Here is an 18,544-nt window from a genome sequence, read left to right on the forward strand (position 1 = left end):
TGAAGATTTGTAATGAGTCGAATGGGGAGGTGCCCGGCGCATCGGTGTGGGGCGACATAAAGCGATAAGGACCGCAGGGAGGAAGCGTGTTCAAAGCCATGATTGCCGTTGCGTGCTGCGTGCTGGCCGGTACCGCGGCCGCGCAGGAGCAGGCAATAGACATTCCCATCGTCTTTCTGTCGCGCACCGAGGAACCAAAACTACCACTCTCCTTCGTGGATCCGGTCGTTGAAGACCCGGGTGTGTGGGGTGCTCGCCTGGCAGTCGAGGACAACAAGACGACGGGAAAATTCCTCGGCCATGAGTACGAACTCATCGAAGCCATCGTGCCGGCGGATGGAGACGTTACCGCCACGTTCCAGGAGCAGGTGCAGGCAGGGCGTCGCCTCTTCGTTTCGGACCTGCCACGGGAGGACCTCCTGAAGGTCGCCGAGCACGCCGATGCCGCGGACACGCTGATCTTCAACGGACGTGTCGGCGACGACGATCTACGCACCGACACCTGCCATCCCCAGATTTTTCATACGGCACCCAGCCGCTCCATGCGCACGGACGCACTTGTTCAGTTCCTGGTATGGAAGCGTTGGTCGCGCCTGTTCCTGCTTTCCGGCACCCAGGATGGCGACGTTGCGTACGCCGATGCAATTCGGCGGTCGGCAAAGAAATTCGGTGCCGAGATCGTTTCCGAAGACACCTATGCCTATTCACCCGTGGCGCGGCGGACCGACAGTGGCCATATCCAGATCCAGCAGCAAATGCCGCTCGCAACCCAGGAGGGTGGCGAATACGATATCCTGATCGTCGCCGACGAAAGCGGAATCTTCGGTGAATATCTCCCGTTCAATACCTTCTCCCCCCGTCCGGTAGCGGGAACGCACGGGCTTGTCGCGACATCCTGGCACCGCGTTCAGGAGCAATGGGGGTCGACGCAGTTCCAGCGTCGCTTCACCGAGATTGCAGGACGCTGGATGGAGGAGCGCGACTATGGGGCCTGGCTGGGTATCCGGGCGATCGGCGAAGCGGTGACCCGGGTCGGTTCGACCGATGTCGGCGCTTTGCGCTCCTACCTGCGCGGCGAGGATTTCGCGCTTGGCGGCTTCAAGGGGGTCGGGCTCTCGTTCCGACCGTGGAGCCAGCAGATGCGCCAGCCGGTACTTCTGGTCAACAAACGCATCCTCGTTTCGGCGTCACCGCAGCCAGGTTTTCTCCACGAGCGCACCCCGCTCGACAGCCTCGGATACGACATGCCCGAAACCCGATGTGCACTGCAGTAGTCTGGAAAGGGAAAGAACCGATGCTGAATTCGCCCTCCCCCTTTGGCGCCCTGCTGCTTCTCGCAGGCAGCCTCACAGCCGCCCCGGCCGGTGCGATGACCGTCTATGTCTCCAACGAGAAGGGGAGCTCCATCTCCGTCATCGACGGTGACAGCCTCAAGGTGACGGACACGATCGAAGTGGGAAACCGACCGCGCGGGATAGCGCTCAGCAGCGACAACCGCTACCTTTACATCTGCGCGAGCGACGACGATCACATCGAGATCCTTGATACGGAAAGCCTAAAGATCGTCGGTACGCTGCCGTCCGGTCCCGATCCCGAATTGCTGGTTATTTCGCCGGACGGCAAGCACCTTTATGTCGCCAACGAAGACGACAACCTTGTCACCGTGGTCGACCTGGAAACCCGTGACGCGATCGCTGAAATCCCGGTCGGCGTGGAGCCGGAAGGTATGGGCGTCAGCCCCGATGGGAAAACCGTCGTCAACACTTCCGAAACCACCAACATGGCGCACTTCATCGACGTCGAGACGTTCGAAATCACCGGCAACGTGCTGGTCGACCAGCGGCCGCGCATCGCCGAATTCACCGCCGACGGCGAGGAGGTCTGGGTCAGTGCCGAGATTGGCGGCACCGTCAGCGTCATCGACGCGGCCACACGCGAGGTCAGGCACAAGATCGAATTCGAGGTGGCCGGGCTGCAGCCGGAGGCCATCCAGCCGGTGGGTGTGCGTATCCTTAAAGACCGGAGCAAGGCGTTTGTCGCGCTGGGTCCGGCCAACCGCGTCGCCATCGTCGACGGCAATACCTATGAAGTGATCGACTATATCCTCGTCGGCCAAAGGGTCTGGCAGCTCTCGCTGACGCCGGACGAAACGCAGCTTTATTCCACGAACGGGGTGAGCAACGATGTGACGGTGATCGATGTCGTAAACGAAAAAGCCGTGAAGTCGATTCCCGTCGGCAGCTTTCCGTGGGGAGTCGCCATCAAGCCCTGAGCGCGACGGCACCACCGTCATCAAAGCGAAGTAGGAGCCCATGCGGACACCAACATGCATGTTCCCGGTCATGACGCTGGCGGCGCTCATTCCGCTTTCCATGCCCGCCGCGGCCCAGGAAAATCCGGACTGGCCGTGCATCCAGCGCCTGGTTCCGCGTATCTCGCAGGCGCAGGTGTGGGGCGGGCCGGAGCCCGATCCTAGCGACTGGCAGGGCGACACCGAAATCAACCAGCTGGCCTCGCAGATCGCGGCAAGGCGCCTGCCGGTGGAGGAAACCGAGGAGCTGATAGACGCGTTCGCCACAGCTCAGGATCGAAGCAGACGAGACGACAGGCTGACGGCGCTGTTCGGCCGCACATTGGAAATCATCAACGCGGATCGCGCTTCGATCGTCGCCGGCATCAAACGCTTCACCGAGCGGCAGCGGCAAATGGCTGAAAGGATCAGAAAGAACCGCGGCGCCCTGAAGGAGACGGAGGCCGGCGAACGGGAAGACCTGTCCGAAGCGCTGCAATGGGATATTCGCATTTTCAACGAACGCGAACAGGCTTTGAACTATCTCTGTGAGCAGCCGGTACTTCTGGAGCAGCGGGCTTTCGCTCTCGGCAGCACCATCACCAACCGGCTTGGAGAGAGTGACTGATCATGCTCTTCCGGCGCCATTTCCTGATATCTCTCGCACTGGCCGCCACCATGGCGTGGCCCGTCCTCTCCACTGCGACCGCCGACGGCCAGGCGAAGGAGGGTCTTGTGCCGGGCTCAGCGGCCTCGGCCATTTACGGTTTCAACCAGCTTGCCGCGCTGCACGACGACACGACGCTGGTCTTCGACTACCGTCTTGATGGCGATGCCGTCGAAACACCCTTCGCCGACAGGGTCGTCCTGAATTTTTCCAGGCGCGATGCGGGAAAGGAGGAAGGCGGTGCGGTTTTCAATGTCGAGGGAACGATGTTCGCGCAAACACGCAAGCAGACGATCCCTTCCATATCCGCATCGCGGGTCAACCCAATCCTGCTGATCTTTCTGCAGCATGACGTCAGGCAGATGAGCGGGAGTACGGGTGGCAGCGGCGGCTACTTCCGAAATGCCATCCGCCGGGTGCTTCGAGCGCCAGGCCAAGGAGAGACCGACGTGACAACGGTTACGCTTGGCGGCCGGTCCGTTCCGGCCAAACTAATCACGCTGCAGCCGTTCATGAATGAGGCAAACCGGCAGCGCATGCCTTCCCTGGCCGGGAAGATCTACCGCATCGTCGTCTCCGAGGAGGTTCCTGGCGGCATCTACGAGATCCAGACGGAAGTACCCGGCGAGAGCGGCCAGACGGTTCTGCTTCGAGAAACCTATCGCTTCAAGGATGCCCAGTAATGAGACGCGTGTTTCTCGCTCTAATATCGGCAGTAGGCCTTCTCCTTCCCCTCGAAGGCCGAGCGAACGACTATCCGACCGAAGCGGTCGCTGACTACGTGCTTGGCTGCATGGCGGCGAACGGTCAGACAGCGACGGCCCTGAGGCAGTGCTCCTGCAGCATCGATGTCATCGCCTCCTTGTTGAGCTTCGACGACTACACGACCGCCGAGACGATCCTGCGGATGCGCCAGGTTCAGGGCGGCGGCGAAAGAATGGCGATCTTCCGCGAGACTCCTTTCGCCAAGGACGCCATCGACAAACTTCGCCGCGCCCAGACCGAAGCTGAAGTGAGATGTTTTCTCTAAAGACCCGAAGTTGAATCCTGGAGGAAGATTGAATGAAAAAAGATTTCGTCACGCTTGTTGTCGTGGGATTGGGCAGCCTGGCCCTGACCGGGAATGCTTCGGCGGACGCGGAACGGGGGAAGCAGGTATTCCGCAAATGTCAGGCGTGCCATTCGCTCGAGCCCGGCGACAACAAGGTCGGACCGAACCTTCATGGCATAATGGGACAGCCTGCAGGACACGTTGAGGACTATGCCTATTCCAGTGCCATGGCACAGTCGGAACTTGTCTGGGATGACGAAACCATGGGTGAATGGCTCAGAAGCCCGAGAAAGCTCGTCAAGGGAACAAAGATGGCCTTTCCCGGGCTAAGAAAGGACGAGGAGATCGAGGATGTTATCGAATATATTCGGGCATCGTCGGAGTGAGCCTGGTAGCCGTCCGGTAAAAAAACATCGCAATTTTCGCTCGGAAAGCGCGTATACTCGCTCAAGCCATTTGCGGGGGTCGAAGCAGCGAAGTCGAGCATGATCGGAATGCGCTATGCCGTCGCTTGGCGGGGCGGTCTGTCGCTACAGGACGTCGTTTGTGTCGAATGGCATAATGGAATGCTGAAGTGAGGTCGGCCGACCGATGGAACAGGCTGAGGTAAAACACCCTCTATCGAGCCCACGGCCCATTATTACCCGCGCTTGGTCCGGATCGCGGAACCCAGCGCAGATCATAGACGATCTGACCTCGGGCATCGCCGGCTGCGACCCCACGCTGATCGCCACCTTCATCTCATCGAGCCTGCCCTACGAAGAGGTTGTCGGGCCGCTTTCACAAGCCTTCCCGGAGGCAACGCTGGTGGGCTGCACGACGGCGGGAAGCCTGACCCAGGACTGCTACGAGGCGGGCGGCGCGATTGCCGTTGCTTTCGACCGGGCATCCTTCAGCTTCGAAACCTGCCTCCTGCCCGACCTGCGCAACTATTCGATGGAGCGCGGCTGCGAGGCGATAGAAACGGCTTACTATCACCTCTTGCGCGAGTTGGAGCCGGACCGCGCCAATCTCTTCGCCATGCTTTTGGTTGACGGCCTGTCGCGGCGTGAAGAGGAGATTGCCGCGAGCGCGTATGCAGCTCTCGATGAAGTGCCGGTGTTCGGCGCTTCGGCGGGCGACAACCTGCATTTCGACACCACCCAGATCTTCCATAACGGGCATGTGCTCGAAGACACCGCCCTGGTCGTCATCGGTGCATCCAGCAGGCTTGTGGAGGTTTTCAAGTTCGAGCATTTCCGGCCGACCGACCAGAAGCTGGTCATCACCAGCGCCGATCCTGAAAAGCGCGTCGTCTGGACGATCAACGCCGAGCCGGCGGCGGAGGAATATGCCCGTTTCATCGGCGTTGCTCCGGAGGAGCTGACGCCGGAGGTCTTTGCAGCCAACCCGCTGCTCGTACGGATCCGCGGGGAATATCATGTGCGCGCCATTCAGAAGGTCGACGCCGAGGGCGCGCTGCATTTCTTCTGCGCCATCGACGAGGGCATCGTCCTCACCCGCGCGCATCCCGAGGACATGCGGGACAATCTGGTGCAGAACATGGAGCAGATCACCGAGCGGATCGGCGGGCTGGAAATCGCCCTGTGCTTCGACTGCATCCTGCGCCGGCTCGAAGCCGAAAGGCTGGGCATCAAGAAGGACCTGCTGCCGATCTTCAACCGCTACAACATGATCGGCTTCAACACCTACGGTGAACAATACCGGTCGCTGCATCTGAGCCAGACACTGACCGGGCTTGCCATCGGGAGCGCGCCATGAGCGCGCCGGCGCCTGCAAAGCCCTCCCGCCGGGATCTGGAATCCGAGATGGAGCGCCTGAGGCGCGAGAACGACAAGCTGAGAACGATTCGTGACGCCCTTATTCGGCAGGTGGACCGCAGCCACGACCTGACGGGCAATTCCTACAAGCTCTTTCAATCGGTCACCCGGATCGAAAGCAGCGTCGAAAAACGCATCCAGCGCCTTGCCCGTGCCATGAGCGAGGCCAAGATCGCCCGCCGTCAGCTGCAGCATGCGATCGATTCCATCGGCGAGGGCTTCATCCTCTACGACAAGGACGACCGGATCGTCCTTTGCAACCGCAAGTACCGCAAGATCTTCCCGGAACTCGAAGATCTCCTGAAGCCGGGAACGCACTTCAACGACGTCATTCAACGCGCCGCGGAAACCGGTGTCATTGCCGAGGCCGTCACCGATCCGCAGTCCTGGATCGCGGCGCGCATCGCCTATCACCGCACACCCCGCTGTCAGTTCCAGCAATTGCTCAGCGACGGCCGCTGGATCCAGATCAGCGAACGGGCGACGGATGAAGGCGGCAAGGTTACGGTCGTCAGCGACATCACCCAGTTCAGGCGGCTGGAGGATACCCGCCGCCTCAGCAATCTGGCGCAACAGTCGGACATCCTGGCAACCACGGTTGCCAGCATCGCCCAGGGCGTCATTGTCTTCGATGCCGAACTCAACCTGGTCGCGTGGAACTCCCAGGCATCCATGCTTCTCAACGTTCCTTACATGGACATGCACGCCGGCACCAACGTGCGCAAGCTGCTGCGGCTTGTCTGGCGCCATGGAGCTACCGTGGAACGCGAGCGGCGGGAGGCGGTCCGGGAATGGATCCGCGATGTCAAGAGGCGCCACCCCCTGCGCGTCGAGGTTTCGCATTCGGGCGGTCGAGTCATCGCTGCAAACTTTCGCAGCATGCCGGACGACGGCTTCGTCGTGACGATGACGGACGTTTCACCCCAGATCAACGCTGCAAAGCTCCTGGAGCGGAGCAACGAAGAGCTTGAGAAGCGCGTTCAGGAACGGACCAGGGAACTAACACGCCTCAACGAGATATTGCAGGACGAGGTTCTCAGACACGAAAAGACGATGGCGGACCTCGAACGCACCCGGAAAGCCGCCGAGGCGGCCAACCTTAGCAAGACACGCTTTCTGGCCGCCGCCAGTCATGATCTCCTGCAGCCGCTCAACGCCGCACGGCTTTACCTTTCCGCTTTGGAGACATCCCATTTCGTCGGTCAGGAAGGGCACGACCTACTCGACAAACTCGGCAATGCCTTCCAGTCCACCGAGGCTCTCCTCGGCACCATCCTCGACATTTCGAAGATGGACGCGGGAGGCTACCAGCCCAAGCTCGCCGCCATCGACGTGGGCGCGTTGCTGGAAACCCTCAAGGCGGAGTTCGATGCACTTGCCAACCAGAAGGGGCTGCGGCTGCGGATGGTCCGCTCTTCGGCAGTCGTTTGGTCGGACGCGCAACTTTTGCGGCGCATCATCCAGAATTTTCTGTCAAACGCAATCAAATACACCGAGACGGGCTCAATCCTGCTTGGCGCCAGGCACAAGGGTCGGGCGCTTTCCATCGAAATCCACGATACCGGTTCCGGTATTCCGCATAAGGATCGTGAGGTAATCTTCGAGGAGTTCAGACGTGCAGTGGCCCCCTCTTCCCAGATGAGCGGACTCGGCCTCGGCCTGGCGATCGTCAGGCGGGCAGCCGACCTGCTCGGACATGAAGTCAAGCTGCATTCGAAAGTCGGGCTTGGTTCCTGTTTCTCGGTCGTCGTGCCACTCAAGACGACGGGTCCCCAACCGCAGGCGCGACAGGAACAGGATGGCGCGGGCATCGACGGTCCACGGGACGACGGTAGGCCGAGAACGGAGGGCCATCTCTTCGTGCTGGAAAACGACGAAAGTGTCGCCCACGCCATGACGACGCTTTTCAGCCACTGGCAGATCGAGAGCGTCACCGCCCCCTCGTATCTGGGGCTGCTTGACCTCGTGCAGCACAAGGCGCTGACGCCCCTGGCCGTCGTCGCCGACCTTCATCTGGATGGCGATATCGACGGCATCGACGCGATCATTCTTCTGCGCGAGCATTTCGGGCACGATCTGCCTGGCATCCTCGTGACGGCCGACCACTCGCGCGCCATCACGGAACGCGCGCGTGCCAAACACATCGAATATTTTTCCAAGCCGGTGAAACCAGCGCAGCTACGCGCCTACCTGTTTCATCTTTCCACCGTGGCCGGCACCGGCCGGATGCCTGCGGCAGGCCCCATGCCTGGCGCCTGATCGAAGACGCCGCCCTGAGCCAGAAGAACGGCCTGCATGCGCGATGGCACCTCGAACTTGCGCAGAATGGCCGAGACGTGCCCTTTCACCGTGGATTCGCTGATCGAGAGCTCATAGGCGATCTGCTTGTTGAGCAACCCTTCGCCAAGCATGCGCAAGACCGTTCTCTGTTGCGGCGTGAGGCGATGAAGTGCGCGGGCAACATGGTCGGCGTCTTCGGCACCATTGCGCGCGCAAGATACGGTTGCCGCCGGGAACGCCTTCTCACCTCGAAGAACCCTGCGTACAGTATCCACGATCTGCTCGGCGTCCGCTTTCTTGTTGAGGAAACCGAATGCGCCGTAGCTTTCCACCAGTTCGGCGAGACGCGCATCGTCCAGACCGGAAAGCACCAGGATCGGTAGCCGAGGCGCTTCCCCACGCAGTTGCGCAAGCCCCTGGAAGCCGTCCACATCGGGTAGTTTCAGATCAAGAAGAACCAGGTCGATGTCCGGGTTTTCTTGAATCTTTTCCATGGCTTCCGCCGCTGAATGCGCCTGCAGGACTTCACAAGATTGAAGCCCGTTTTTCAACGTGACTTCAAGCGCCGAGCAGACCAGCGGATGGTCGTCGACTATCAGGATGAACATCCGTCACCCTCCTCCTCCCAATTGCGGTGTCTTTGACGCAACACCTCCGTGAATGCAGGATAAATGGCGCAGCCGGCCCGAGCAACAAGTGTCTCGGCGTCGGCGTACAAATTGATGAACAGTTTTGTTACCTGTGCCGTGAGTGGCACAAGCGGACCTCATGCCGCTTTTGAAAAATCACGGTGTCACGGCGCCTGCTCCTCTTCGTTTCGGACCGCGCTGGCGAAGACGCGGCTGGCGCGGATATCTTCGGCGGAGATCGTCGACAGGGTTCCGGCATCGAGCGGGCCGCGCGCGTTTTCAAACAGCCGATTGGCCTGGCGCAGCCGGGCGCGGTCGAGCGCGTTGCGGATGGAGCGGGCGTTGGCGAAGTGCGGCTGCGTCCGGCGGGCGCTTACATAGTCGGCCATTGCGGCTTCTGCTTCGGCGTCCAGACCATAGTTCTGCTCCTCCAGCATCTTCCCGGCGATCCGCAGAAGCTCCTCATCCGTATAGTCGGGAAAATCGATGTGGTGGGCGATGCGCGAGCGAAAACCGGGATTGCTTGCGAAGAAGCGGTCCATGCGATCGGCATAGCCGGCGAGGATGACGACCAGGTCATCACGCTGGTTCTCCATCACCTGCAGCAGGATTTCGATCGCTTCCTGGCCGTAGTCGCGCTCGTTCTCCTGGCGGTAGAGATAGTAGGCCTCGTCGATGAAGAGGACGCCGCCCATCGCCTTCTTGAGGATCTCCTTCGTTTTCGGGGCGGTGTGGCCGATATACTGCCCCACCAGATCGTCGCGCGTCACCGAGACGAGATGGCCTTTGCGGATATAGCCGAGACGGTTCAGAAGGTCGGCCATCCTGAAGGCCACGGTCGTTTTGCCCGTGCCGGGATTGCCGGTGAAGCTCATGTGCAGGGTCGGCGTTTCATGGGCGAGGCCCATACGCTTGCGGGCACGCTCCACCAGAAGAAGAGCCGCCGTCTCGCGAATGCGCTTCTTGACCGGCGCCAGGCCGATCAGCTCGCGGTCGAGTTCGGTGAGTACGTCCTTGACGCCCGACTCTTCGAATTCCGCGTGAAGATCGACATGCGCCGGGATGTCGCCTTGGCCGTCCAGGTCTTGCTGTAGGGCTGGTTCCATCACAACAACTGCCCCCTTTCATCTGGTGTCGCGTTCCGGGTGGGCCTGGGAGCGGCGCCGGCACGAGGCGGTCAGGCGTAGCGGTTGCCTGCCGGCCTGTCCGCCGCATAGGGCTTCGTCGTGTAGCGGATCGAGCGGCCATTCGCTTCCTGGCGCTCCAGCCGGTAGCCCGGCTCCTCGGCAGGCCGATTGACCAGGAACGACAGCTTCACCGACTCCCAACCGTGGCTCGCGTCGAAGGCGACGACACGGATATAGCGGTCGCCATAGACCTTGCGGCAGTCGTTCAGTTCCATCATCAGTGCTGCCGCATCCGGGTTGTCGAACATCGGGTGGCCCCACATGTCCCAGTAGGTGTTGCGCGGATGCGGGTCGTCCGTGAACTCCAGGCTGACGGCCCAACCATTGTCGATGCAGTACTGGACCTGCGCCCTGATTTGGTCGTCCGTCAGGTCGGGCAGGAAGGAAAAGGCTCCTTGGGTGATACGCATTGGGAAATCTCCTCACTCGGCGGCCGTCGCGGTCGGAACGAACTCCGGCGCGTCGGTCGATGCGTAGTTGAACGTGACGTCCTTCCAGGTCTCGAGCGCCTGCTGCAGCGGCTGACAGTGCTTCGCCGCCGCCTGAAGGATGTCCGGCCCTTCGTGGACAATGTCCCGGCCCTCGTTGCGGGCAAGCACCATGGCCTCGAGCGCCACGCGGTTTGCGGTGGCGCCGGCGGCGATGCCCATCGGATGGCCGATCGTTCCGCCGCCGAACTGCAGGACGACATCCTCGCCGAGAAGGTCGAGAAGCTGATGCATCTGCCCGGCGTGGATGCCGCCGGAGGCAACCGGCATCAGCCTGTTGAGGGATGCCCAGTCCTGATCGAAGAAGATGCCGTTTTCGAGCCGCATCGGATTGAACTCCTCGCGGCAGATATCGTAGTAGCCCTTCGTCGTCGCGGGGTCGCCTTCCAGCTTGCCGACGACCGTGCCGGCATGGATATGATCGACGCCGGCAAGGCGCATCCATTTGGCGATGACGCGGAACGAGACGCCGTGGTTCTTCTGCCGCGTGTAGGTCGAGTGGCCGGCGCGGTGCAGATGCAGGATCATGTCGTTCCTGCGCGCCCATTTCGCCATCGACTGGATCGCCGTGTAGCCGATGACCAGATCGATCATCACAATGCAGGAGCCCAGCTCCTTGGCGAATTCGGCCCGCTCGTACATGTCCTCCATGGTGGCGGCGGTGACGTTGAGATAGGTGCCCTTCACCTCGCCGGTCTCGGCCTGCGCCTTGTTGACGGCCTCCATGCAGTAGAGGAAGCGGTCTCGCCAGTGCATGAAGGGCTGGGAATTGATGTTCTCATCGTCCTTGGTGAAGTCGAGACCGCCCTTCAGCGCCTCATAGACGACGCGCCCATAGTTACGCCCGGAGAGCCCGAGCTTGGGTTTCACCGTGGCGCCGAGCAGCGGCCGGCCGAACTTGTCGAGCCGCTCGCGCTCGACCACGATGCCCGTCGCCGGCCCCTGGAATGTCTTCACATAGGCGACGGGGAAGCGCATGTCCTCGAGCCGCAGCCCCTTGAGCGGCTTGAAGCCGAAGACGTTGCCGATGATCGACGCCGTCAGATTGGCGATGGAACCCGGCTCGAACAGGTCGAGATCGTAGGCGATGTAGGCGAAATACTGGCCTTCCGCGTTGGGAACCGGATCGACGCGGTAGGCCTTGGCTCGGTATTTCTCGCAGGCCGTCAACCGGTCGGTCCACACCACCGTCCAGGTGGCCGTCGAGCTCTCCCCGGCAACCGCCGCCGCCGCCTCGACCGGATCGACGCCGTCCTGAGGGGTTATGCGGAAGAGCGCGATGATGTCGGTGTCCTTGGGCTCGTAATCGGGCTCCCAGTAGCCCATCTTGCGGTATTCCATCACGCCGGCCTTGTAGCGGTCCTTACCGGTGACGGTTTCCGACTTCCCCGTCACTGTTTCCGAATTCATTGTCATGACGAACTCCTTTCGTCCTATTGTTGGAGCCGCTTTCACGCGGCCCTGGCTGTCCGAGGCTGAGGATCGAGCGCGCCGGACGCGTACCGCCTGGCCATGTCGTCAAGAGCGACGGCCTTGATCTTCGCGGCGTGACCCGCCGTCCCGAAACGCTCGAAACGGTCGCGGCAAAGGGCGGTGAGCGCCTCCATGGCCGGTTTGAGGAATTTGCGCGGATCGAATTCCTCGGGGCTCTCGGCGGCGATGCGCCGGAACTGTCCGGTCATCGCCATGCGGCAGTCCGTGTCGATATTGACCTTGCGCACGCCATGGCGGATGCCGCGTTCGATCTCCTCGACGGGTACACCCCAGGTCTGCGGCATCGCTCCGCCGAAAGCGTTGATGACGTCCTGCAGGTCCTGCGGGACCGATGACGATCCATGCATGACGAGATGCGTGTTCGGCAGCTTGGCGTGGATTTCCTCGATCACGCGCATCGCCAGGATGTCGCCGTCCGGCTGGCGCGTGAACTTGTAGGCGCCGTGCGACGTGCCGCAGGCGATCGCCAGGGCATCGACCCCGGTCCTCGTGACGAAGTCGACTGCCTGATCGGGGTCGGTGAGCAGCTGATCCTGGGAAAGCTTGCCGGTTGCGCCATGGCCGTCCTCGGCTTCCGCTTCGCCGCTTTCGAGCGAACCGAGAACGCCGAGCTCGCCTTCCACCGAAACGCCGGCCCAATGGGCGATCCGCGTTACGCGCTCGGTGATGTCGACATTGTATTCGTAGCTTGCGGGCGTCTTGGCGTCGGCTTCCAGAGAGCCGTCCATCATCACCGAAGTGAAGCCGTGGCGGATCGCCGTCACGCAGGTGGCTTCGTTGTTGCCATGGTCCAGGTGCAGGCAGACGGGAAGGCCTGGATACATCTCGACCAGAGCATCGATCATCCTTGCCAGCATGATATCGTTGGCATAAGAACGCGCGCCCCGCGAAGCCTGCAGGATGACGGGAGCCTCGCACGCCTTCGCCGCCTCCATGATCGCAAGGCCCTGTTCCATGTTGTTGATGTTGAACGCCGGCACGCCGTAGCCATGTTCGGCGGCGTGGTCGAGCAACTGTCGCAAGGTGATGCGGGCCATATCAGACCTCCTTTTCTGGCTGACGGGAAACGGGAACGCCGAGGCCGGGCATGAGCGACGGCAGCACGGAGACCGAAGCCGATGCATCCTCGAGAGTGCCTCCGGTGGCATTGACATAGATGTCGCCGAGCACGGACAGGCGCATGGCGAAGGTCCGGTCGCCGCTCGTTTCACCCTTGTGGAACGCCAGGTTTTCAAGCAGCACCAGATCGCCGAAGGGTGCCAGGCCGACGCCGATCTCGGCGACCGCTCCAACACAATCGGGGACGAAGTGAACCGCCTTGCCCGTTGCCCGTGCAAGCGGCGAGACGAAACGTTCGAGACTCAGCGTCGGATTGAATTCGCCGCCCGGCGCGCCGATGGCGGACATCACCACGACACGGGCATTGCAGTCCGCCAGACCGCTGAGCAGTCCGGCCAGCCCATCCTCGGTCGAGCGCTCGAGGGCAGCGCGAACAAGGACCGTCCGGCCTGCGATCTCGGCGGGAGCGGGCAGAGCATGCCTCATCACGCGCCCTCTCCAAGCAGCGCGAGCGCGGCGTCGGCGACGGCATCCGGCGTGATGCCGAAATGTCGGTAGAGATCGGCGGCGGGTGCGCTGGCCCCGAAGCCGTTCATGCCGACGAAGCGGCCGTTCTCGCCAATCCAGCGGTCCCAACCCATGCGCGCCGCCGCCTCGACGGCGATGCGTGGGCCCGATCCCAGAACGGCGTTCCGGTAAGCGCCGTCCTGTTCCTCAAAAAGTTCCCAGCACGGCATGGAGACGACTGCCGCACGAACATCGTGGCGTTCGAGGAGCATGTCGGCGGCGTCCCTGGCGATCTCCACCTCCGAACCGGTGGCGATCAACGTGACGTCGCGCGGTCCGCTCGTCTCGTGCAGCACATATGCGCCGCGCGCCGAGCGGTTCTCCGCGCCGTGCGCCTTGCGCACCATCGGCAATGCCTGGCGCGAAAGCGCAAGCACGCTCGGCCGCCCGGTCGCCTTCAACGCGAGCTCCCAGCATTCCGCCGTCTCGATGATATCGGCCGGGCGGAAGACGTTGATGTTGGGTGTCGCCCGCAGCATGGCGAGATGCTCGACCGGCTGATGCGTCGGCCCGTCCTCGCCAAGGCCGATGGAATCATGCGTCATCACATAGACGACACGCCGTCCCATGAGTGCGGCAAGCCGCATGGCGCCGCGCGCGTAGTCGGAGAAGACCAGGAATGTGCCGCCGTAAGGGACCGCCCCGCCATGCAGCGCGATGCCGTTCATCGCCGCCGCCATCCCGTGCTCGCGTATGCCGTAGTGGATGTAGCGGCCGCCATAGTCACCCGCCGACACCGGTCTCAATGTCTTGGTGATCGTCAGGTTGGAGTGGGTAAGATCGGCCGAGCCGCCGACGGTCATGTCCGTCGCCGCGTTGACGACTTCGAGCGCCATCTCGGATGCCTTGCGGGTAGCGACTTTCGTTGCCTGCTCGACATGCGTTTTCCGGAAATCCGCCAATGCCTCGAAGACCGTTTCCGGCAGCGCGCCGGCCATCGCCTTTTCAAAGGCGGCGCGGCAGGGCGAAGCCTCAAGCCGCGCCTGCCACGCGCGCCGGGCGCGCGCGCCCCGCGCCGCCACATCCTCCCATGAGGTCCTCACCGTCTCGGGGACGGCGAAGGGTGGGAATACCCAGCCGATATTGGTACGCGTCGCGGCGATCTCGTCCTCGCCCAGCGGAGCGCCGTGCGTTTTTTCCGAGCCTTCGAGATTGGGCGCACCCTTGCCGATCCTGGTCCTGCAGGCGATGAGGGACGGCCTGCTCGACTGCTGAGCCCGCAGGATGGCGGCGGCGACCATTTCGAGATCATGGCCGTCGATACTGCATGTCTCCCAGCCTGCCGCCTCGAAACGTTCGATCTGGTCCATCGAGGTCGACAGCGAGGTCGGCCCGTCGATCGAGATCGCGTTGTCGTCCCACAGCACGATCAGGCGCGACAGCTTCAGATGGCCGGCAAGGTCTATCGCCTCATGGCTGATGCCTTCCTGCAGGCAGCCGTCGCCGGCGATGACATAGGTGAAATGATCGACCAGTTCGGCGCCGAAACGGGCGGCCATCATGCGTTCGGCCAGCGCCATGCCCACCGCCGTCGCTATGCCCTGCCCCAAGGGCCCGGTCGTCGTTTCGATGCCGGACGCATGGCCGTATTCGGGGTGCCCCGCCGTCCGGCTGCCCAATTGCCGGAACCGCTTCAGTTCGTCCATGGGCATGTCGGAATAGCCGAGGAGATGGTGCAGCGCGTATTGCAGCATCGAGCCGTGCCCGGCCGACAGCACGAAACGGTCGCGGTCCGGCCAGTTCGGCATCGACGGATCAAGCTTGATGAAGCGGTTGAACAGAACGGTCGCCGCGTCGGCCATGCCCATCGGCATGCCCGGATGGCCCGACTTGGCCTTCTGGACGGCGTCCATGGCAAGCGCACGGATGGCATTCGCCATTTGCCGTTCAGACGCGGCATCCTCACGCTTCGCGGCTCTTACCGGTTCTTGAATATTCATGGCAGCCTCCTCATGACATGCGGCGCTTGCGCTCGATCAGCTGAAGGATCAGCGGCGTGAGAATGAGTTGCATGGCGAGATCGAGCTTGTTGCCCGGCACGACGATGGAATTCGCCCGCGACATGAAGGAGTCGTGGATCATCGATAGGAGATAGGGAAAATCGATGCCGCGCGGGTTGGCGAAGCGGATGACGAGCATCGACTCGTCCGGCGTCGGTATCCACCGGGCGATGAACGGGTTCGACGTATCGACGATCGGCACGCGCTGGAAATTGATGTTGGTCTGCGAGAATTGCGGGACGATGTAGCGAACGTAGTCCGGCATCCGACGCAGGATGACGTCCATGATGGCTTCGGTCGTATAGCCCCGGGTGGAACGGTCACGATGGATCTTCTGGATCCATTCGAGGTTGATGACGGGGACCACGCCGATTTTCAGGTCCGCGTGTTGCGCAAGGTTCACCTCTTCGGTGACGGCGCAACCGTGCAGCCCCTCGTAAAAGAGGAGGTCGCTTTCGGGAAAATGCTCCCATTCGGTGAAGGTGCCGGGAGGGGTGCCGTACCGTTCGGCTTCCTCCTCGTCATGCACATAGTGCCGCGTCCGCCCAGTGCCCTTGCGGCCATATTCCTCGAAGACGGATTCCAGGATTTCGAGTTCGTTTGCCTCGGCGTGGAAATGTGTGAAGTTCGGATTTCCCTTGTCCTTCTCCTCGGCGACCTTGATCTTCATCGCGGCGCGGTCGTAGCGATGAAAGGCGTCGCCCTCGATGAAGGCCGCCCGGACCTTTTCCCGGCGGAAGATCTGCTCGAAGATGCGTTTGACGGACGTCGTGCCCGCACCTGAAGAGCCGGTGATGGAAATGATCGGGTGTCTGGCGGACATGAAGTATCTCCATCCTAAACGCGAAACAGGCTGCGATGACCGAAGAGGGGGGCGCGCTCGCCGATCATGCTCGGCTCGGTGTGGTAGCGGCCGATTTGCTCCACCTCCTTTGCCGCGCCGAAGACCAGCGGCACGCGTTGATGCAGGTCGGTGGGGGTGAGATCGAGGATGCGGTCGACGGTGTCCGTTGCAGCGCCCCCTGCCTGCTCGACCAGCATGGCGATGGGGTTGGCCTCGTAGACCAGGCGCAACCGGCCGCGGGCATAGCCCTTGCGCGCATCGCCAGGGTAGAGGAACACGCCGCCGCGGATCAGGATGCGATAGCTCTCGGCCACCAGCGAGGCGATCCAGCGCATGTTGAATTCCTTGCCGCGCGGCCCTTCCGATCCTTTCAGGCAATCGTCGATGTAGAGGCGAACCGCTTCGTCCCAATGCCGGTAATTCGAGGCATTGATGGCGAACTCCTGTGTCTTTCGGGGGATGCTCCGGCTCTCGTGGGCCTGAACGAAGGTTCCGAGCCGTGTCGAGTACACGAAGATGTGGGTGCCACTGCCACGGGTGAAGACGAAGGCGAGTTGCGGCCCGTAAATGAAGAAGCCCGCCGCGATCTGCGTGCTACCCGGTTGAAGAAACGTGGCCTCCGGTGTCCGGGCGGCATCGCCGATCACAGGAAGGATCGAGAAAATGGTGCCGATCGAAACATTGGTGTCGATGTTGGACGAGCCGTCCAGCGGATCGATAGCCAGGGCGAGCGCGGCTTCGCCGTCAAGGAGGATCGGGCTGTGACTCTCTTCCGATCCGTAAAGGGCCACCGGCGCATGGCGCATGGCCTCCAGGAATACCTCGTTCGCATGAACGTCGAGATTGCGCTGATAGTCGCCGTCGGCGTTGCTGCGGCCGTTCAGTCCCGCGAAGGAAACGCCGAGGGTTCCGTGATTGATCGTGGAGTGGATCTTTCTTGCCGCGAGCACCAGTTGCCGGACGGTTTCGCAAACCGCTGCATGCAGGCCGTCTCCTTCACCTTTGTGGGAAACCAGAAATGCATCAAGCGTCGGAGCAGTCATCGTTTCCTCCCGCCGGCAAGCCGGCCCTCCCTCCCGGAAGCCCAGGCGGCAGGGGTATAGTGACCGCTTGGGTGCATTAGTAAATTTTATTGTGTTTACATGATCAGTAAGAAATTTTAACGTCCCGGTCATGCTCAACGTCACTTTAAGACAGCTCCGCGCGCTTCAGGCGATCTATGCGTCGGGGAAAATATCCAGTGCTGCCAAGGAATTAGGTCTGACTGCGCCGGCTGTGACACTGCAGCTCAAGCAGGTGGAGGAAGAGGCCGGAACCATGCTCTTCGACCGGACGGCCGACGGCATGCGTCCGACTGACGCAGGCCTGGCCTTTATCGAAGCTGCCCAGGCGATCGGCGAACGGCTGCGCCTTCTCCAGGACGAGGTCGACGCGATAAAGGGCATCCGAAAAGGCACGCTCAGGCTTGGCGTCGTGTCGACGGCGAAGTACTTCGCGCCGCAGTTGATGGCCGGCTTCATGAGGGAGTTTCCCGATATCGACATGACGTTGGCGACGGGCAACCGGCAGGAGACCATCGCCAACCTGAAGAACCATGCGGTCGATATCGCGCTTATGGGCCGCCCGCCGAAGGATGTGCCGGTCCGCGCCATGGTCTTCGGCGACCACCCTCTCGTCATCGTCGCCCGGCCGGACCATCCGCTGGCCGGCGTCCGCGACATCTCCAAGAAACGCATCGCACAGGAGCATTTCCTCATCCGCGAACGCGGGTCGGGGACGCGCGTTTCGTTGGAGATCTTCCTGGGCGAGATACCGGGCCGGCTCGACAATCTCGGCACCGAGATGGGCTCGAACGAAACCATCAAGCAGGCCGTGATGGCGGGTCTCGGCATCGCTTTCATTTCCGCGCACACGGTCGCTTCCGAGCTGGAGACCGGACGGCTTGTCATCCTGGATGTCGTCGGCATGCCGATCAGGCGGCAGTGGTTCTCGATCAGCCGCTCGGACCGGACCAAGTCTCCTGCCATGACCGTCTTCGAGGATTTTCTTCTCGATAAGGGTGCGATGTACCTGCCCCTCTTGAGCACGCTCTACCCCGATACCGCCTATGGGAAAGACGGCACAACCGCACCGGCCTTGCAGCCGGCGACGCGCGCGCCCTGAAGGGA

18 protein-coding genes are annotated in these 18,544 nt (G+C 62.2%); 9 read left to right on the top strand and 9 right to left on the bottom strand.

Annotation, left to right across the window (positions count from 1 at the left end; genetic code table 11):
• The first annotated feature begins 86 nt into the window (after window positions 1–86).
• From GPJ75_RS19225 to GPJ75_RS19260, 8 genes are all read left to right on the top strand, one after another.
• Complete coding sequence (locus GPJ75_RS19225; protein WP_205602582.1) at window positions 87–1,274, top strand: ABC transporter substrate-binding protein; 1,188 nt, start codon at window positions 87–89, stop codon at window positions 1,272–1,274.
• 20 nt (window positions 1,275–1,294) lie between these two features.
• Window positions 1,295–2,272 carry a PQQ-dependent catabolism-associated beta-propeller protein gene (locus GPJ75_RS19230; protein WP_163270326.1) on the top strand — a complete coding sequence of 326 codons (978 nt, stop codon included), beginning with the start codon at window positions 1,295–1,297 and terminating at the stop codon, window positions 2,270–2,272.
• 40 nt (window positions 2,273–2,312) lie between these two features.
• Entirely contained in the window at window positions 2,313–2,918 is a 606-nt protein-coding gene (locus GPJ75_RS19235) for a hypothetical protein (protein WP_163270328.1), read from the top strand.
• Window positions 2,919–2,920: 2 nt separating this feature from the next.
• Entirely contained in the window at window positions 2,921–3,640 is a 720-nt protein-coding gene (locus GPJ75_RS19240) for a hypothetical protein (protein ID WP_163270330.1), read from the top strand.
• Window positions 3,640–3,987 (top strand): hypothetical protein, encoded by a 348-nt coding sequence (locus GPJ75_RS19245; RefSeq protein ID WP_163270332.1) that lies wholly within the window; start codon window positions 3,640–3,642, stop codon window positions 3,985–3,987. Before GPJ75_RS19240 ends, GPJ75_RS19245 begins: the two co-directional genes overlap by 1 nt.
• Before the next feature lie 32 nt (window positions 3,988–4,019).
• Window positions 4,020–4,394, top strand: coding sequence for a c-type cytochrome (locus GPJ75_RS19250; RefSeq protein WP_163270334.1), 375 nt, complete (start codon window positions 4,020–4,022; stop codon window positions 4,392–4,394).
• Window positions 4,395–4,599: 205 nt separating this feature from the next.
• Window positions 4,600–5,769, top strand: coding sequence for an FIST N-terminal domain-containing protein (locus GPJ75_RS19255; protein ID WP_163270336.1), 1,170 nt, complete (start codon window positions 4,600–4,602; stop codon window positions 5,767–5,769).
• A complete protein-coding gene (locus tag GPJ75_RS19260) occupies window positions 5,766–8,087 on the top strand; it encodes a PAS-domain containing protein (RefSeq protein ID WP_163270338.1) in 2,322 nt (773 codons plus the stop codon). Before GPJ75_RS19255 ends, GPJ75_RS19260 begins: the two co-directional genes overlap by 4 nt.
• Here the strand turns inward: GPJ75_RS19260 and GPJ75_RS19265 are convergent.
• The 9 genes from GPJ75_RS19265 to GPJ75_RS19305 all read right to left on the bottom strand — a co-directional run bounded on the left by GPJ75_RS19265 (window position 8,024) and on the right by GPJ75_RS19305 (window position 17,419).
• Complete coding sequence (locus tag GPJ75_RS19265; protein ID WP_163270340.1) at window positions 8,024–8,716, bottom strand: response regulator transcription factor; 693 nt, start codon at window positions 8,714–8,716, stop codon at window positions 8,024–8,026. The genes GPJ75_RS19260 and GPJ75_RS19265 overlap by 64 nt on opposite strands.
• A 185-nt stretch (window positions 8,717–8,901) precedes the next feature.
• Window positions 8,902–9,843 (bottom strand): CbbX protein, encoded by a 942-nt coding sequence (gene cbbX, locus GPJ75_RS19270; RefSeq protein ID WP_163270342.1) that lies wholly within the window; start codon window positions 9,841–9,843, stop codon window positions 8,902–8,904.
• A gap of 71 nt (window positions 9,844–9,914) precedes the next feature.
• Window positions 9,915–10,334, bottom strand: coding sequence for a ribulose bisphosphate carboxylase small subunit (locus GPJ75_RS19275; protein ID WP_163270344.1), 420 nt, complete (start codon window positions 10,332–10,334; stop codon window positions 9,915–9,917).
• Between the two features lie 12 nt (window positions 10,335–10,346).
• Window positions 10,347–11,822: a form I ribulose bisphosphate carboxylase large subunit gene (locus GPJ75_RS19280; RefSeq protein ID WP_163270868.1), complete on the bottom strand. Its 1,476-nt coding sequence runs from the start codon at window positions 11,820–11,822 to the stop codon at window positions 10,347–10,349.
• A gap of 41 nt (window positions 11,823–11,863) precedes the next feature.
• Window positions 11,864–12,943 carry a class II fructose-bisphosphate aldolase gene (gene fba / locus GPJ75_RS19285; RefSeq protein ID WP_163270346.1) on the bottom strand — a complete coding sequence of 360 codons (1,080 nt, stop codon included), beginning with the start codon at window positions 12,941–12,943 and terminating at the stop codon, window positions 11,864–11,866.
• 1 nt (window position 12,944) lies between these two features.
• A complete protein-coding gene (pgk, locus tag GPJ75_RS19290) occupies window positions 12,945–13,451 on the bottom strand; it encodes a phosphoglycerate kinase (protein ID WP_163270350.1) in 507 nt (168 codons plus the stop codon).
• Window positions 13,451–15,472, bottom strand: a complete 2,022-nt coding sequence (tkt, locus tag GPJ75_RS19295; protein WP_163270352.1) for a transketolase — start codon at window positions 15,470–15,472, stop codon at window positions 13,451–13,453. The genes pgk and tkt overlap by 1 nt, the downstream gene beginning before the upstream one ends.
• A gap of 10 nt (window positions 15,473–15,482) precedes the next feature.
• Window positions 15,483–16,355: a phosphoribulokinase gene (locus GPJ75_RS19300; RefSeq protein WP_163270354.1), complete on the bottom strand. Its 873-nt coding sequence runs from the start codon at window positions 16,353–16,355 to the stop codon at window positions 15,483–15,485.
• Between the two features lie 14 nt (window positions 16,356–16,369).
• Complete coding sequence (locus GPJ75_RS19305) at window positions 16,370–17,419, bottom strand: class 1 fructose-bisphosphatase (RefSeq protein ID WP_163270356.1); 1,050 nt, start codon at window positions 17,417–17,419, stop codon at window positions 16,370–16,372.
• Window positions 17,420–17,549: 130 nt separating this feature from the next.
• Here GPJ75_RS19305 and GPJ75_RS19310 point away from each other — a divergent pair, with 130 nt between their 5' ends.
• Window positions 17,550–18,539 (top strand): LysR family transcriptional regulator, encoded by a 990-nt coding sequence (locus GPJ75_RS19310; protein WP_163270358.1) that lies wholly within the window; start codon window positions 17,550–17,552, stop codon window positions 18,537–18,539.
• Window positions 18,540–18,544: the final 5 nt, after the last annotated feature.

It is taken from the genome of Chelativorans alearensis (assembly GCF_010993735.1).
Classification (GTDB): Bacteria; Pseudomonadota; Alphaproteobacteria; order Rhizobiales; family Rhizobiaceae; genus Chelativorans; species Chelativorans alearense.

Bases quoted from the DNA above. Each gene is read 5' to 3' on its own strand.
- GPJ75_RS19230 (WP_163270326.1), top strand. From the start codon at position 1,295: ATGCTGAATTCGCCCTCCCCCTTTGGCGCCCTGCTGCTTCTCGCAGGC.
- GPJ75_RS19235 (WP_163270328.1), top strand. From the start codon at position 2,313: ATGCGGACACCAACATGCATGTTCCCGGTCATGACGCTGGCGGCGCTC.
- GPJ75_RS19240 (WP_163270330.1), top strand. From the start codon at position 2,921: ATGCTCTTCCGGCGCCATTTCCTGATATCTCTCGCACTGGCCGCCACC.
- GPJ75_RS19245 (WP_163270332.1), top strand. From the start codon at position 3,640: ATGAGACGCGTGTTTCTCGCTCTAATATCGGCAGTAGGCCTTCTCCTT.
- GPJ75_RS19250 (WP_163270334.1), top strand. From the start codon at position 4,020: ATGAAAAAAGATTTCGTCACGCTTGTTGTCGTGGGATTGGGCAGCCTG.
- GPJ75_RS19255 (WP_163270336.1), top strand. From the start codon at position 4,600: ATGGAACAGGCTGAGGTAAAACACCCTCTATCGAGCCCACGGCCCATT.
- GPJ75_RS19260 (WP_163270338.1), top strand. From the start codon at position 5,766: ATGAGCGCGCCGGCGCCTGCAAAGCCCTCCCGCCGGGATCTGGAATCC.
- GPJ75_RS19265 (WP_163270340.1), bottom strand. From the start codon at position 8,716: ATGTTCATCCTGATAGTCGACGACCATCCGCTGGTCTGCTCGGCGCTT.
- cbbX (WP_163270342.1), bottom strand. From the start codon at position 9,843: ATGGAACCAGCCCTACAGCAAGACCTGGACGGCCAAGGCGACATCCCG.
- GPJ75_RS19275 (WP_163270344.1), bottom strand. From the start codon at position 10,334: ATGCGTATCACCCAAGGAGCCTTTTCCTTCCTGCCCGACCTGACGGAC.
- GPJ75_RS19280 (WP_163270868.1), bottom strand. From the start codon at position 11,822: ATGAATTCGGAAACAGTGACGGGGAAGTCGGAAACCGTCACCGGTAAG.
- fba (WP_163270346.1), bottom strand. From the start codon at position 12,943: ATGGCCCGCATCACCTTGCGACAGTTGCTCGACCACGCCGCCGAACAT.
- pgk (WP_163270350.1), bottom strand. From the start codon at position 13,451: ATGAGGCATGCTCTGCCCGCTCCCGCCGAGATCGCAGGCCGGACGGTC.
- tkt (WP_163270352.1), bottom strand. From the start codon at position 15,472: ATGAATATTCAAGAACCGGTAAGAGCCGCGAAGCGTGAGGATGCCGCG.
- GPJ75_RS19300 (WP_163270354.1), bottom strand. From the start codon at position 16,355: ATGTCCGCCAGACACCCGATCATTTCCATCACCGGCTCTTCAGGTGCG.
- GPJ75_RS19305 (WP_163270356.1), bottom strand. From the start codon at position 17,419: ATGACTGCTCCGACGCTTGATGCATTTCTGGTTTCCCACAAAGGTGAA.
- GPJ75_RS19310 (WP_163270358.1), top strand. From the start codon at position 17,550: ATGCTCAACGTCACTTTAAGACAGCTCCGCGCGCTTCAGGCGATCTAT.